This window comes from Streptomyces sp. NBC_00019, from assembly GCF_045041015.1.
In the GTDB taxonomy this organism is placed as follows: Bacteria; Actinomycetota; Actinomycetes; order Streptomycetales; family Streptomycetaceae; genus Streptomyces.
Map to the genome: position 1 here is coordinate 7,225,905 of NZ_CP108302.1, position 14,135 is coordinate 7,240,039.

Consider the following 14,135-nt stretch of genomic DNA (forward strand, 5'->3'; position numbering starts at 1 on the left):
TGGCCGTGCAGACTGGGGAGATGACGGCGTCGTACGCTAAATTCGAGCGGCGCCAGGACCAGTTCCACAACTGGGGGCCCTACGGGCTGCTCCTCGTCTCCACCGTCCTCTCGCTCGCCGCCGGCACCCTGATCGCGGGCCCTGCCGAGTGGTATGCGGGCGGGGCCCTCGTCGTCGCCGCGGTGGCGCTCCAGCTCTGGCTCGGCCCGCGTCACGGCTGCCGGACCCCGTCCCGCCGCGGAGCCGTCATCTACGCTCTGCGCTGGGCTGTCGCCTTCGCGCTGACGTGGATCAACCCGTTCTTCGCGTTCTACGCGTCCACCGGCTACTTCGACACCGACGAACTGATCCCCGGCAAGCGCAGGCAGCGGCTCGGCCTCTTCGCCCACGCCGTCGTGATCGCGGGCTCGCAGGCCGGCGGGATGCCGTTCCACAGCTGGATCCAGTGGGTGCTGTTCGGCGTGATGCTGATCGCGAACACCACCCTGCTGATGATGGTCGGCCATTTCGCCCGGCAGGAGGAACAGCGCTCCCGCGACCGGGCCGTCACCATCACCGAACTCGAACGCACCAACACGGCGTTGCAGCAGGCGCTCGACGAGAACGCCGCCCTTCACGCCCAACTCCTCGTCCAGGCAAGGGAAGCGGGCGTCGCCGACGAGCGCCGGCGGCTCGCCGCCGAGATCCACGACACCATCGCCCAGGGCCTGACCGGCATCATCGCCCAGCTCCAGGTCGTCGCGAACGCCCCCGACCTGGACGTCGCCCGCACCCATCTCGCCCGCGCCTCCGACCTGGCCCGGCACAGCCTCGGCGAGGCCCGCCGCTCGGTGCACAACCTCGCCCCGGTGGCGCTGGAGGACGCCGGGCTGCCGGAGGCGCTGAAGAAGACGGTCGCCGAATGGGGCGAACGGACCGGCGTACGGGCCGAGTTCACCGTGACCGGGCGGGCGGAGCAGCTGCACGAGGAGGTCGCGGCCACCCTGCTGAGGATCGTCCAGGAGGCCCTGTCGAACGCCGCCCGCCATGCGCGGGCCACCCGCGGCGGGGTGACCCTCAGCTTCCTGGGCGACGAGGTGATCCTCGACATCCGCGACGACGGCCAGGGCTTCGACCCCCTCGCCGTCCCCGCACGCACCCGCACCGGCGGCTTCGGCCTCGACGGGATGCGCGCCCGCGCCGAACGCATCGCCGGCTCCCTCACGGTGGAGTCCGAGCCGGGCCACGGCACGGCACTGTCGGCTCGCGTACCGTTGGTCCGCCATGACCCGTGACATCTCGCTGCTGATCGTCGACGACCATCCCGTCGTACGGGACGGTCTGCGCGGCATGTTCGAGAACGCCCCCGGATTCACCGTCCTCGGCGAGGCGTCGAACGGTGTCGAGGCACTGGCGCGGGCCGCCGCGCTCGACCCCGACGTGATCCTGATGGATCTGCGCATGCCGGGCGGCGGGGGAGTCGACGCCATCCGGGAACTGACCCGCCGGGCCGCCCGCGCGAAAGTCCTCGTCCTCACCACGTACGACACGGACTCGGACACCCTGCCCGCGATCGAGGCGGGCGCGACGGGCTATCTGCTCAAGGACGCCCCGCGCGACGAGCTGTTCACGGCCGTCCGGGCGGCGGCGGACGGCCGTACGGTCCTCTCCCCGGCCGTCGCCTCCCGTCTGGTCTCGGCCGTGCGCGCCCCCGGCAACGAGCCGCTCTCCGCGCGCGAGCGCGAGGTGCTGGCCCTGGTCGCCAGGGGCACGTCCAACCGTGAGATCGCCCGTGAACTGTTCATCAGCGAGGCGACCGTGAAGACCCATCTCACCCATCTGTACGCCAAGTACCGAGCCGCCGTCGAAGTGGTTGAGCGCGGCGACGACCTCGGCCTGCGTCTTGGCGGCGCGGATCTTCGCCTCGATCTCGGCGCCGCCCGTCTCCTCGTCGCCCTCCGCGAGCCACGGCCAGTGCGGGGTGGTGAAGTTGAGGTTCAGCAGCCAGGGCCTGTCGTGGTCCCGGCCGACGTACTCGACGGCCCGCTCGGTCAGGACCTCGGTGTAGTAGCGCAGGTCCTTGTAGGTGGCGTCGCCCTCGTACAGGTCGTAGTCGCCGAGCTGGCCGAGCTTGGAGAAGTACTCCAGCACGCCGCCGTGGTTGCCGAAGAACTCGTCCCAGCCGGACTTGGTGGGGCTGTAGTCCGGCAGCCACCCGCAGTGCCACTTGCCGATCAGGGCGGTGGCGTAACCGGCCTTCTTCAGCAGGGAGGCGAGCGTGGGGTGGTTCGGGTCCAGCCCCTGCGTCCGGTTCCCGATCGGCTCGGCGAGCCCGCCCGGGGTACGTCCCGGATAGCGCCCCGTGTACAGGCTGAACCGGGTCGCCGAGCAGGTGGCCGACCCCGAGTACGCCTCGGTGAACCGCACACCCTGCCGGGCCAGCCGGTCCAGGTGCGGCGTCCTGATGTGCGGGGCGCCGTAGGACGACAGGTCGGCCCAGCCGAGGTCGTCACCGAGGATGACCAGGATGTTGGGACGCCTGCCGGAGGAGGCGGCGTGACGGGCCTGGAAGGGGCGCTCGGCGGGGGCGGCGTTCTCAGCGGCCCCGGCGGTGGCGGCCGTACCGGCGACAGCGGTCACGGCACCGCCACCGACGAGGCCACCGAAGGCGCGGCGGGAAACGTTGCCTGAGCCAACCGGGCGCGTCGCGAACAGGATCTACCCCGCCACCTTCAGCAGCAGCACCGCCCGAGCCGGCACCGTGATCGCCGTCCCCGCCCGATGCACCACCCCCGGCTCCGCCGCCTGTGCCTCCCGGGCCGTGTCGACCACCACCTCGTACCGTTCCGCCCACGGCGGTCCCGGCAGGACGAAGCTCGCCGGGCGGTCCCCGGCGTGGAGTACGGCGAGGAAGCTGTCGTCGACGATCGGGGCGCCCCGTTCGTCGCGTCCGGGGATGTCGCGGCCGGACAGATACATGCCGAGCGTGGGCGCCGGGGCGTACCAGTCCCGTTCCGTCATCTCCGAGCCCCGTGCCGTGAACCAGGCCAGGTCCCGCAGCCCGTCCGCGGAGTGCGCCCGTCCGGAGAAGAAGGCCCGGCGGCGCAGGACCGGGTGCCGGTGCCGTAGTGCGATGAGCCTCGACGTCAGGTCGAACAGGGCCTTCCAGTCCGGCTGTTCCAGCAGTTCCCAGTCCAGCCAGCTGATCTCGTTGTCCTGGCAGTACGCGTTGTTGTTGCCGCGCTGGGTGCGTCCCAGCTCGTCGCCCGCGACCAGCATCGGCACCCCCGTCGACAGCAGCAGTGTCGTCAGCAGGTTCCGCAACTGGCGGCGCCTGAGCCCCCGTACCCGCTCGTCGTCGGTCTCGCCCTCCGCCCCGCAGTTCCACGACCGGTTGTCGTCCGTACCGTCCCGGTTGCCCTCGCCGTTCGCCTCGTTGTGCTTGCGCTCGTACGACACCATGTCCCGCAGCGTGAAACCGTCGTGCGCGGTCACGAAGTTGACCGAGGCGTACGGGCGTCGGCCGCCCCAGGCGTAGAGATCGCTGGATCCCGACAGGCGGTAGCCGAGATCCCGCACGTCCGGCAGCGCGCCCCGCCAGAAGTCCCGTACGGCGTTGCGGTACCGGTCGTTCCACTCCGTCCACAGCGGAGGGAAGGCGCCGACCTGGTACCCGCCGGACCCCACGTCCCACGGTTCGGCGATCAGCTTCACGCGCCGCAGCACCGGGTCCTGGGCGATCACCGCCAGGAACGGGGACAGCATGTCGACGTCGTGCATGGACCGGGCCAGCGCGGCGGCCAGGTCGAAGCGGAAGCCGTCGACGCCCATCTCCGTCACCCAGTAGCGCAGGGAGTCGGTGATGAGACGCAGGACATGCGGCTGCACCACATGCAGTGTGTTGCCGCAGCCCGTGTAGTCGGCGTACCTCCGCGCGTCCGACTGCAACCTGTAGTAGCCCCGGTTGTCGATGCCCTTCAGCGACAGCGTCGGGCCCAGCTCGCCCGCCTCCGCCGTGTGGTTGTAGACCACGTCGAGGATGACCTCGATCCCGGCCGCGTGCAGGGCGCGCACCATGCGCTTGAACTCGCCGACCTGCTGGCCGGTCGTACCGGAGGCGGCGTAGGTGGCGTGCGGGGCGAAGTAGCCGATGGAGTTGTAGCCCCAGTAGTTCTTGAGGCCTCGCCGCAGCAGGTGGTCCTCGTGGGCGAACTGGTGCACGGGGAGCAGCTCCACCGCCGTGACACCCAGCTTCACCAGGTGTTCTATGGCCGCCGGATGCGCCAAGCCGGCGTAGGTGCCGCGGAGTTCCTCGGGTATCCCCGGGTGCAGCTTCGTGAAGCCCCGTACGTGCAGCTCGTAGATGACGGAGTCCGCCCACGGTGTCTTCGGACGGCGGTCGTCCTCCCACTCGTCGTCGGGTGAGTCATCGTGGACGACGACACCCTTGGGGACGTACGGCGCCGAGTCCCGCTCGTCGCGCACCGTGTCGGCGACCTGCTGCTGCGGCCAGTCGCGGACATGTCCGTACACCTCGGGCGGCAGACTGAAGTCGCCGTCCACCGCGCGGGCGTACGGGTCGAGAAGCAGCTTCGCCGGGTTCCAGCGACCGCCGGTCCACGGGTCCCAGCGGCCGTGCACCCGATAGCCGTACCGCTGCCCGGGCATCACGCCCGGCACGAAGCCGTGCCAGATCTCGTGCGTCAGCTCGGTCAGCCGCGCCCGCGTCTCCTTGCCCCGCTCGTCGAAGAGGCACAGCTCGACCCCCTCGGCCCCGCCCGCCCACAGCGCGAAGTTGGTGCCCGCGACCCCGTCGGGACCCACCCGGAACCGCGACCCGAGCGGCGTCGGCGCACCCGGCCACACGGGGACCGGCGGCGGCGCGGCATGCCGTGTGCCATTGACGACGGCAGCCGGCAGTTGCTCCTCGGCCACCGCCTTCTGCTCGGCTGCGCTGGACACCTGGGGCCTCCCACGGCTCATGGAACGACGTCAAAAAGGGCGCACGGCGGCGACTCTTTTCGGCTCCTTCACCTCCGGGGCGCTTTGTGGCGCCGTCGAGCGACCGACCGTGCTCAGCCCTTAGGGCCTCCGCGCGCTCGGCCTCTCGACGGCGCCGCGCCCCTACGGCTCGTCGCGGCCGCGGCTCCCCGTCGCGTCGTCCTCCCCAGTGTTCTGCCCAGCGCTTGCCTCGCACTCACGTTTCCCCAGGGCGGGCCGCGTCGTTGGGTGCGATGTGAGGCACGTACAAGGGCGCGCTCGGCGCGCAGGGGCCGCACTGGCCGCCGTACTGACATGGGCCGGACTGCTGGCCGGCTGCACTTCCGGATCCACGGGAGGGATCGATCTCGGCGGGCTGGGCAAGCCCCCCGCACCCGAGGACGTCATCCGCGTCCTGCCCGACGACAACAGCAAAGGCGTCCGACAGGACAGCAGATTCCGCGTCCGCGTACCCAGCGGGCGGCTGGAGTCGGTCAAGGTCGTCAAGTCGCAGGACGCGCAGGACACCCCGGTGTCCGGGCACATCTCCGACGACGGCCTGCGCTGGGAACCCGACGAGGCGCGGCTCGCGCTCGCCGCCAAGTACACCGTCGACGTGGTGGCCCTGGACGGCCACGGGCGCCGCTCCGCCCGGCACACCACCTTCACCACGTACGTCCCCGACGAGCGCTTCATCGGATACGTCAGCCCGGAGAACCGCTCCACGGTCGGCACCGGAATGATCGTCTCCCTGGAGTTCAACCGGGAGATCGAGAACCGGACCGCCGTCGAACGCGCCGTCCACGTCACGTCCAAGCCGCCCGTCGAGATCCGCCCGCACTGGTTCGGCAAGGGCCGCCTCGACTTCCGTCCCGAGCGCTACTGGAAGCCCGGCACCCAGGTCACCGTCGGGCTGCGGCTGCGGGACGTCGAAGGGGCGTCCGGCGTCTACGGGTTGCAGTACAAGACGTTCTCCTTCACCGTCGGCCGCAGCCAGGTCTCCCTGGTCGACGCGGCGAAGCACACCATGCAGGTGCGCCGCGACGGCGAGCTGCTCGCGACCGTGCCGATCACGGCGGGAGCCCCCAGGACGACCACGTACAACGGCAGGATGGTCGTCTCCGAGATGCTCGAGGTCACCCGGATGAACAGCCGCACGGTCGGCTTCGGCGGCGAGTACGACATCCCCGACGTCCCGCACGCCATGCGCCTGACCGACTCCGGCACCTTCCTGCACGGCAACTACTGGGCGCCGGACGCCCCCGGCAAGGTCAATGTCAGCCACGGCTGTGTGGGCCTGAGGGACGTGAAGGGGGGCGGTTCGGACACCCCGGCGGGCTGGTTCTTCGACCGCAGCCTCATCGGGGACGTCGTGGAGGTCGTCCACAGCAATGACAAAGAGGTCGCTCCTGACAACGGCCTCGGAGGGTGGAATATGGGCTGGAAGGAGTGGAAGGCGGGCAGCGCGGTGAAGTAACCAGGTGGGGGGCGGGATCGGGCCCCGGTGAAGCGGGGGCAGTTGGGACCGAACGGTGACAATCGCACCCCGCCGACGGGCCTGATCTTGCGGTTAATATCACCGGACGCGCGGGACGCGCAGGGGTTGCGGGCCTGGGACCGGGCCCGGCGAGGGGAGAAAAGATCTTGAACGTGCGACCGATATCGGGGGCGTCGGTTGACGCGCGGGGGCGTGGCCGTAAGCGGGCGGCGGCACTTCTGCTGGGGGTCGTGCTGACCGCCGTCACCGCGTGCGGAGGAGGCGGCGGGGGCTCGGACTCCGGGACGGGTGCCGGCAAGGGCAAGGACGCGGACAGCGCGCAGAGCAAGCAGTCGGTGGCCGTCGTCTCCATCGCCCCCAAGGACGGCGCCAAGTCCGTCGAGACCAGCGGGGCCCTGAAGATCGGCGCCGACAAGGGCAAGCTGACCACGGTCGAGGTCAAGGGCTCCAAGGGCGAGAAGATCGACGGCGAGATATCCGCCGATGGCGCCTCCTGGACGCCGTCCAGCCATCTGGCCGCCGCCACCAAGTACACGGTGCACGCGGTCGCGAAGGACTCCGAGGGCCGTGAGGCCGCCGAGGACTCCAGCTTCACCACCCTGACGCCGCAGAACACCTTCATCGGCACCTTCACGCCCGAGGACGGCTCCAAGGTCGGCGTCGGAATGCCTTTCTCCATCCGCTTCACCCGGGGCATCACCAAGCCCGAGGACGTCGAGAAGGCCATCACCATCAAGACCGAGCCGGCCGTCGAGGTCGCGGGTCACTGGTTCGGCAACGACCGGCTGGACTTCCGCCCCGAGGAATACTGGAAGGCCGGCACCAAGGTCACCGTCGAGCTGAACCTGGACGGCGTCGAGGGCCGCAACGGCGTCTACGGCAAGCAGTCCAAGACCGTGTCCTTCACCGTCGGCCGCAGCCAGGTCTCCATCGTGGACGCCAAGAAGCACACGATGAAGGTCATGCGGGACGGCAAGCTCTACAAGACCATCCCGGTCACGACCGGCAAGCCCGGCTACGCCACCTGGAACGGCCAGATGGTCATCAGTGAGAAGTTCACGGTGACCCGGATGAACGGCGACACCGTCGGCTACGACGGCGAGTACGACATCAAGGACGTCCCGCACGCCATGCGGCTGACCGACTCCGGCACCTTCGTGCACGGCAACTACTGGGGCGGCGGCGCCTTCGGCAACTACAACGCCAGCCACGGCTGCATCGGTCTGCGCGATGTCCGCGGTGGCTACGACAGCTCGGTGCCGGCCGCGTGGTTCTTCAACAACTCGATGGCCGGTGACGTGGTGACGGTGAAGAACTCCACCGACCCGACGGTCGACCCGGCCAACGGCCTCAACGGCTGGAACCTCTCCTGGGAGAAGTGGAAGGCGTAGGTCGTACGACGGCGAGGGGCCCCGGTGTGAGACATCGCACCGGGGCCGCTGTCGTTAGTGGCCGTTAACCTTCCCTCATGACCGTGACTCTCGAAGTGGCCGACGGCGTCGGCACGATCCGTCTCGACCGCCCGCCCATGAACGCGCTGGACATCGCCGTCCAGGACCGGCTCAAGGAGCTCGCCGAGGAGGCCACGCGCCGCGCGGATGTGCGTGCCGTGGTGATCTACGGCGGGGAGAAGGTGTTCGCGGCGGGCGCGGACATCAAGGAGATGCAGGCCATGGACCACACGGCGATGATCCTGCGCGCCCGTGCGCTCCAGGGCTCCTTCACGGCGGTCGCCCGTATCCCCAAGCCGGTCGTCGCGGCCGTCACCGGCTACGCCCTGGGCGGCGGCTGCGAACTGGCGCTGTGCGCGGACTTCCGTATCGCCGGCGACAACGCCAAGCTGGGCCAGCCCGAGATCCTGCTCGGCCTGATCCCGGGCGCCGGCGGCACCCAGCGGCTCGCCCGGCTCATCGGCCCGTCCAAGGCGAAGGACCTCATCTTCACCGGCCGGATGGTCAAGGCCGACGAGGCCGAGAAGCTGGGCCTGGTGGACCGGGTCGTCCCGGCCGCCGACGTGTACACCGAGGCGCACGCCTGGGCGGCGCGGCTCGCACAGGGTCCGGCGATCGCGCTGCGCGCCGCGAAGGAGTCCATCGACACCGGACTGGAGACCGACATCGACACCGGACTGGCCGTCGAACGGAACTGGTTCGCGGGCCTGTTCGCCACCGCCGACCGCGAGACGGGTATGCGCAGCTTCGTCGAGGAAGGCCCTGGCAAGGCGAAGTTCCTGTGAGGAATGTCGTGAGGAAACTCGCCTGAACCACTTGCTGTTGACGGGACGTCTGATCCGGGTCCCTCGATGGGGCGGTTTATGGGAGCCTTAAGGCAACCTTAAGCCTGCCTTGTCGAGGGAGCTGTCGATTGCCGCGAGTCGAGCCTCCGTCGCAGGTCGGAGAGGTTGCGTCGAGCCCTGAAATGCCTTTGACATATGCCGATCGGAACCAGCGGAATGGCGGGTTCCAGGGGGCGTATTCCGGAGAGACGGCCCCGGGGGGCGTCCGGTGCGGCCATGATGGAGGCATGGCGGGGCTGGAGGGTATCGAACAGCCGCGGGGACACGGCCGTGCGACCGCGGCGCGCTGGTCGCCCACGGTCGAGGATGAACACGCGCTCAAGGCGCTGGAGTTGTTCGGCAACCCGACCGAGGCGGAGGTTCCGCTCCCCTCGCGTCCCGAGTCCGCCGCCGCGGCCCGCCGGTTGACCCAGGTCGTGGTCCTTCGCCAGTGGGGGCTCACCCCGAAGATGACCGAGGACGCGGTTTTACTCGTCTCCGAGCTGGTGGGCAATGCGGTGCGTCATACGGGGGCCCGGGTTTTCGGGCTCCGGATGCGGCGTCGTCGTGGGTGGATCCGGGTCGAGGTGCGTGATCCCTCCCGTGGGTTGCCCTGTCTGATGCCGGTGCAGGAGATGGACATCAGCGGGCGGGGGCTTTTCCTCGTGGACAAGCTGTCCGATCGGTGGGGCGTCGATCTGCTGCCTCGTGGGAAGACGACGTGGTTCGAGATGCGGGTGGCCGATCGGTAGTTGCTCGACCGCGGCTGTGTGAGGGCCAATCGCGCAGTTCCCCGCGCCCCTGGGTGGGTGAATCGGCTGATATCGCCATGCAAGCCCCTTAAATGGTCCGGGTGACCACGACCGATCGTCGGACCGTGCTGCGTGCCAGCGCCGGGCTCGTCCTCGCCACCGGGTGTGCCACCAGCGGTGCCGTCGCCCACCCCGCCCACTCCCGCGCACCGGCCACGCCACCACCCGCCCCCCGCCGCTTCCCCGGCCTCCCCGCCCAACTCACCCACGGCCCCCGCACCCACCCCCGCGTAGCCCTCACCTTCCACGGCAACGGTGACCCCGCCACCGCCCGCGCCCTGCTCCGCGAGGCAGAACAGGCAGGGGCCCGCATCACCGTCCTCGCCGTCGGCACCTGGCTCGACGAGCACCCCGAGATCGCTCGCCGCATCCTCGACGGCGGCCACGACCTCGGCAACCACACCCTCCACCACCTCGGCGTCAACGACATGTCCGAGGCCGACGCCCGGGCCGAGATCGACGGCTGTGCCGAGCGGCTGAGGCGGCTCACCGGCTCGATCGGCAGCTGGTTCCGGCCCTCGCGCGCCGCGCGTGCCTCACCGCTCGTCGAGCGGCTGGCCCGTGACGCCGGCTATCCGCACGTCCTGTCGTACGACGTCGACGCCCTCGACTTCACCTCGCCCGGCGCCCCCGCCGTCACCCGCAAGGTCCTCGGCGAGATCCGCAACGGGTCCGTGGTGAGCCTGCACTTCGGGTACGTCGACACGGTCGCCGCCCTCCCCGCCGTACTTGAAGAACTCGACCGCCGCGGCCTGGCCGCCGTGACCACCACGGAGCTGTTCAGCTGATGCACCGCACCCACCTCGTCAAGCACACCCTTGTCGCGGGCGCCGTACTCGCCGCCCTCGCCGCCTGTGGCACCGAGACCCGCGACAAAGCCCCCTCGGAAGAACACCGCACCACCAAGGCCGCCGCCGTCCCCGCCCCGCCGAAGAAGAAGCCCGTCCAGGGCCTGCCCGGCATGCCGCCGGTCCTCGACCCGCAGGACGTGTACGCCGCCGATCGCCCCAACAAGCTCTCCCCGGTGGTCAAGGACTTCCCGTCCCGGGTCTACGTACCCAACACCGAGTCCGACACGGTCTCCGTCATCGACCCGAAGACGTACCGGATCACCGAGACCATCCGCGTCGGCCGTCAGCCCCAACACGTCGTCCCCTCCTGGGACATGAAGACCCTCTGGGTCAACAACAACCGCGGCCACACGCTCACCCCCATCGACCCGAAGACGGGGAAGGCGGGCAAGCCGGTCGAGGTGCACGACCCCTACAACCTCTACTTCACGCCCAACGGCAAGTACGCCGTCGTGATGGCCTCCCTCGACCGCGAACTCGTCTTCCGCGACCCGCACACCATGAAGCAGGTCAAGACCGAACCGGTCAGCTGCTACGGCGTCAACCACGCCGACTTCTCCCTCGACGGGCGGTACTTCATCGTCTCCTGCGAGTTCAGCGGCGAACTGCTCAAGGTCGACACCGAGAAGATGAAGGTCGTCGGGCAGCAGAAACTCCCCTTCGAGGGAGCCATGCCGCAGGACGTGAAGATCTCGCCCGACGGGAAGCGGTTCTACGTCGCCGACATGATGGCCGACGGCATGTGGGTCCTCGACGGCGACACGTTCGGCAAGCCGAAGCTCCTGCCCACGGGCAAGGGCACCCACGGGCTGTACGTCAGCCGCGACTCCCGCGAGATGTACGTCTCCAACCGCGGCGAAGGCACCGTCTCCGTCTGGGACTTCGCGCAGAACAAGGTCACCAGGAAGTGGCACCTGTCCGACGGCGCCAGCCCCGACATGGGCGGCGTCTCGGCGGACGGCAAGGTGCTGTGGCTGTCGGGGCGTTACGACGCCGAGGTGTACGCCATCGACACCCGCACCGGCGAGCAGCTCGCCCGGATCCCGGTGGGCAGCGGCCCGCACGGGCTTGCGGTGTACCCGCAGCCGGGGCGGTACTCGCTCGGCCACACCGGCATCTTCCGCTGACGCCGGTTCAGTTGACACGCCGCCGTACGAGTGATGATCCACAACCCGCCGCCGCGGAACCGGAATTGTGCTCCCCATGATCACAACTCAGCTGCGGCGGCGGGCCGCTGCCGCCGTCCTGTCCCTCGCCGCCGTCTTCGCGACCACGGCGGCCGCCGCTCCCGCGCAGGCCCCCGTCCCCCGCGACTGCCCCGTCCAGTTCGACGACCCGATCAAGGCGGCCGTCGACAAGCGCGTCGAGGTCGACCGCATCACCCCGGACCCGGTCTGGCGCAAGACCTGCGGCACGCTCTACCGCAGCGACGGCCGCGGCCCCGAGATCGTCTTCGCGGAGGGCTTCAAGCCCAGGGACGTCATCGACGGCCAGTACGACATCGAGAAGTACGTCCTGGTCAACCAGCCCTCCCCGTACGTCTCCACGACGTACGACCACGACCTGTACAAGACGTGGTGGAAGTCGGGCTACAACTACTACATCGACGCCCCCGGCGGCGTGGACGTGAACAAGACCATCGGCGACACCCACAAGTGGGCCGACCAGGTCGAGGTCGCCTTCCCCGGCGGGATCGAGCGGAAGTACATCGTCGGGGTCTGCCCGGTGAACAAGACGACCAAGACCGAGATCATGAGCGGCTGTCAGAGCAACCCGCACTTCGAGGCCTGGCACTGAGCAGCAGCGCCTCCGCGCCGACGGGACGGTAACCCGCCGCCTGGAACGCCCGTGTGCTGCGGGCGTTCCCGGGGGCGACCTGGGCCCACAGCGGCTCCTCGACGAGCTGCCGGGCGGCGGTCAGGAGCAGTCGCCCCAGCCCCCGGTGCCGTACGTCCTCGTCCACCTCCAGCGAGACCTCCAGCCGGCCACCGATCCCGCGCCCCGCCACCAGCACCCCGCCGTCGGTCGTCCAGGCCCGTACGTCGTCGCGGCGCCCGCGGGCGTACGCGATGCGCGGATGAGCGGCGTCCGTGATCTCCGCCAGCGCGAGCGGAGGTTCCCCGGGCAGGGGCGAGCCGACGAACATCGCGTCGATGGTCTCGGCCGTCCGCCCCGTCCGCGCCATGAAGGCCGCCAGGAAACCCGGGTTCATGGTCGCGGCCAGCGGATCGCACTCCAGGGCCGCCAGCGTGTCGTACACCCACCGCGGGTCCTCGTCCGTGAAGACGACGGAGTGCGCGGTGAAGGCGAGCACGCCCGCGTCCCGGGCGCAGGCCTGCGGCACGACGGTCGTACGGCCGTCCGGCGGCGGGAAGACACCGAGGGCGGCCGCGTCGAGAATGTCCCGAAGAGTCTCCACCGCACCCGCTCCTTGAGTCTCCACCCACTGGAAGGCCCAGACTCGCAGACATGATCGACGACGGCACCGGGCTTTTCACCATCGGCGAGCTGGCGAGGGCCACCGGCCTGACCGTCCGGACCATCCGCTACTGGTCCGACGAGGGCGTGCTCACGCCGGTGACCCGCTCGGACGGCGGCTACCGCCTCTACGACACGGAGTCCGTCGCCCGCCTCGAACTGATCCGCACGCTGCGCGAGCTGGGCCTCGGCCTGGTGGACGTGCGCACGGTGCTGGACGGGGAGCGGACGGTGGCGGAGGTCGCGGCGGCACATGTGGTGGCGCTGGACGCGCAGATCCGCTCGCTGAAGGTGACCCGGGCGGTGCTGTCGACCGTTTCGCGACGCGGGTCGACCGCGGAGGAGATGACACTGATGAACAAGCTGGCACGACTGTCCGCCGCAGAGCGGCGCAGGATCATCGAGGACTTCATGGCGGAGATCTTCGAGGGGCTCGACACGGCGGATCCCGACATCCGCACCCGGCTGCGGTTCGCCGGCGCCGCCAACCTGCCGGACGAGCCCAGCCCCGAGCAGGTGGACGCGTGGGTGGAGCTGGCCGAACTCATCCAGGACCCGGAGTTCCGGGCGCTGATGCGCAGGGCCGTCGAGTTCAACGCGGCGGACCGGGGGCCCGATGTCCCCGCCGGGACGTCCCTGTGGTTCATGAGCCGGCTCGTCCAGCTGGCAGGGGAGGCGCGTCGGCGCGGGATCGCCCCCGAGGCGCCGGAGGCGGACGAGCTGCTGGCCGGTCTCCTCGGGGACGCCGACCGGGCCGAGGTGCTCAAGCGTCTCGAGGCGGGAACGAACCTGCGGCTCGCCCGGTACCGCGAGCTGTCGGCCGTCGTGAACGGGCTCGAGCCCCAGCCGTCGTACGAGGAAGAGTTCGCGTGGGTGGTCGCCGCTCTGCGCGCTCGGAGCGCCGGATAATCTGGCCTCCGTCAGCAAGACGGCAAGGAACGACGAAAAAGGGGCGGCTCGGTGGCGGACATCGACGAGGCACGCAAGCATTTCGAACGGATCGACACGGACGGTGACGGCTTCATCACCGCCGCCGAGTTCAAGACCGCCCTCGCCCAGGCCGGCGACTGGAACGTCACCGACTCGGTCGCCGAGGTGATCATCAAGGCACGTGACCTGAACGGCGACAAGGTGCTGTCCTTCGACGAGTTCTGGGCATACCTCAGCAAGTGACGCGCACGAAAGGGGGACGCCCGGCTTCGGCTTCGGGCGCCCCCCTTCGTCATGTCGTGCGCGCGTCGCGGAGGAAGGTCGCCAGCATG

The 14,135-nt window shown here is 70.1% G+C and carries 12 protein-coding genes and 2 pseudogenes; 11 read left to right on the forward strand and 3 right to left on the reverse strand.

What is annotated here, in order from left to right:
* Positions 1-20 precede the first annotated feature (20 nt).
* Complete coding sequence (locus OHU89_RS34225; RefSeq protein WP_405648725.1) at positions 21-1,274, forward strand: sensor histidine kinase; 1,254 nt, start codon at positions 21-23, stop codon at positions 1,272-1,274.
* A pseudogene (locus tag OHU89_RS34230) lies at positions 1,264-1,830 on the forward strand (response regulator); the annotation flags it as partial. The gene OHU89_RS34225 and the pseudogene OHU89_RS34230, both read left to right, overlap by 11 nt.
* Here OHU89_RS34230 and OHU89_RS34235 read toward each other — a convergent pair.
* Positions 1,831-2,619 (reverse strand): annotated as a pseudogene (locus OHU89_RS34235) (sulfatase-like hydrolase/transferase); the annotation flags it as partial.
* Positions 2,620-2,697: 78 nt separating this feature from the next.
* Positions 2,698-4,941, reverse strand: a complete 2,244-nt coding sequence (gene glgX / locus OHU89_RS34240; RefSeq protein WP_405648727.1) for a glycogen debranching protein GlgX — start codon at positions 4,939-4,941, stop codon at positions 2,698-2,700.
* A gap of 274 nt (positions 4,942-5,215) precedes the next feature.
* On the opposite strand from glgX, the gene OHU89_RS34245 reads away from it, so the two are divergent.
* The 7 genes from OHU89_RS34245 to OHU89_RS34275 all read left to right on the forward strand — a co-directional run bounded on the left by OHU89_RS34245 (position 5,216) and on the right by OHU89_RS34275 (position 12,192).
* The gene (locus tag OHU89_RS34245; RefSeq protein WP_405648730.1) at positions 5,216-6,436 is read left to right on the forward strand and encodes an Ig-like domain-containing protein; all 1,221 of its coding nucleotides are present in this window, start codon (positions 5,216-5,218) and stop codon (positions 6,434-6,436) included.
* A gap of 167 nt (positions 6,437-6,603) precedes the next feature.
* The gene (locus OHU89_RS34250; RefSeq protein WP_405648732.1) at positions 6,604-7,848 is read left to right on the forward strand and encodes an Ig-like domain-containing protein; all 1,245 of its coding nucleotides are present in this window, start codon (positions 6,604-6,606) and stop codon (positions 7,846-7,848) included.
* Between the two features lie 77 nt (positions 7,849-7,925).
* The gene (locus OHU89_RS34255) at positions 7,926-8,693 is read left to right on the forward strand and encodes an enoyl-CoA hydratase/isomerase family protein (protein WP_405648735.1); all 768 of its coding nucleotides are present in this window, start codon (positions 7,926-7,928) and stop codon (positions 8,691-8,693) included.
* 287 nt (positions 8,694-8,980) lie between these two features.
* Positions 8,981-9,484 carry an ATP-binding protein gene (locus OHU89_RS34260; protein WP_323185127.1) on the forward strand — a complete coding sequence of 168 codons (504 nt, stop codon included), beginning with the start codon at positions 8,981-8,983 and terminating at the stop codon, positions 9,482-9,484.
* 92 nt (positions 9,485-9,576) lie between these two features.
* Entirely contained in the window at positions 9,577-10,332 is a 756-nt protein-coding gene (locus OHU89_RS34265; protein WP_405648738.1) for a polysaccharide deacetylase family protein, read from the forward strand.
* Positions 10,332-11,522 (forward strand): YncE family protein, encoded by a 1,191-nt coding sequence (locus OHU89_RS34270; protein ID WP_405648741.1) that lies wholly within the window; start codon positions 10,332-10,334, stop codon positions 11,520-11,522. The genes OHU89_RS34265 and OHU89_RS34270 overlap by 1 nt, the downstream gene beginning before the upstream one ends.
* A gap of 76 nt (positions 11,523-11,598) precedes the next feature.
* Positions 11,599-12,192, forward strand: coding sequence for an ADP-ribosyltransferase (locus OHU89_RS34275; RefSeq protein ID WP_405648744.1), 594 nt, complete (start codon positions 11,599-11,601; stop codon positions 12,190-12,192).
* On the opposite strand, the gene OHU89_RS34280 is transcribed toward OHU89_RS34275, so the two are convergent.
* Positions 12,146-12,814, reverse strand: a complete 669-nt coding sequence (locus tag OHU89_RS34280) for a GNAT family N-acetyltransferase (RefSeq protein ID WP_405648747.1) — start codon at positions 12,812-12,814, stop codon at positions 12,146-12,148. The two genes, OHU89_RS34275 and OHU89_RS34280, sit on opposite strands and share 47 nt — an antisense overlap.
* A gap of 50 nt (positions 12,815-12,864) precedes the next feature.
* On the opposite strand from OHU89_RS34280, the gene OHU89_RS34285 reads away from it, so the two are divergent.
* Together OHU89_RS34285 and OHU89_RS34290 are read left to right on the forward strand one after the other, a co-directional pair.
* The gene (locus OHU89_RS34285) at positions 12,865-13,782 is read left to right on the forward strand and encodes a MerR family transcriptional regulator (protein ID WP_405648749.1); all 918 of its coding nucleotides are present in this window, start codon (positions 12,865-12,867) and stop codon (positions 13,780-13,782) included.
* A gap of 51 nt (positions 13,783-13,833) precedes the next feature.
* A complete protein-coding gene (locus OHU89_RS34290) occupies positions 13,834-14,046 on the forward strand; it encodes an EF-hand domain-containing protein (protein ID WP_046262585.1) in 213 nt (70 codons plus the stop codon).
* Positions 14,047-14,135 lie beyond the last annotated feature (89 nt).

Coding starts and splice junctions, on each gene's coding strand:
- OHU89_RS34275 (WP_405648744.1), top strand. CDS start 11,599: ATGATCACAACTCAGCTGCGGCGGCGGGCCGCTGCCGCCGTCCTGTCC.
- OHU89_RS34225 (WP_405648725.1), top strand. CDS start 21: ATGACGGCGTCGTACGCTAAATTCGAGCGGCGCCAGGACCAGTTCCAC.
- OHU89_RS34265 (WP_405648738.1), top strand. CDS start 9,577: ATGGTCCGGGTGACCACGACCGATCGTCGGACCGTGCTGCGTGCCAGC.
- OHU89_RS34270 (WP_405648741.1), top strand. CDS start 10,332: ATGCACCGCACCCACCTCGTCAAGCACACCCTTGTCGCGGGCGCCGTA.
- OHU89_RS34285 (WP_405648749.1), top strand. CDS start 12,865: ATGATCGACGACGGCACCGGGCTTTTCACCATCGGCGAGCTGGCGAGG.
- OHU89_RS34260 (WP_323185127.1), top strand. CDS start 8,981: ATGGCGGGGCTGGAGGGTATCGAACAGCCGCGGGGACACGGCCGTGCG.
- OHU89_RS34255 (WP_405648735.1), top strand. CDS start 7,926: ATGACCGTGACTCTCGAAGTGGCCGACGGCGTCGGCACGATCCGTCTC.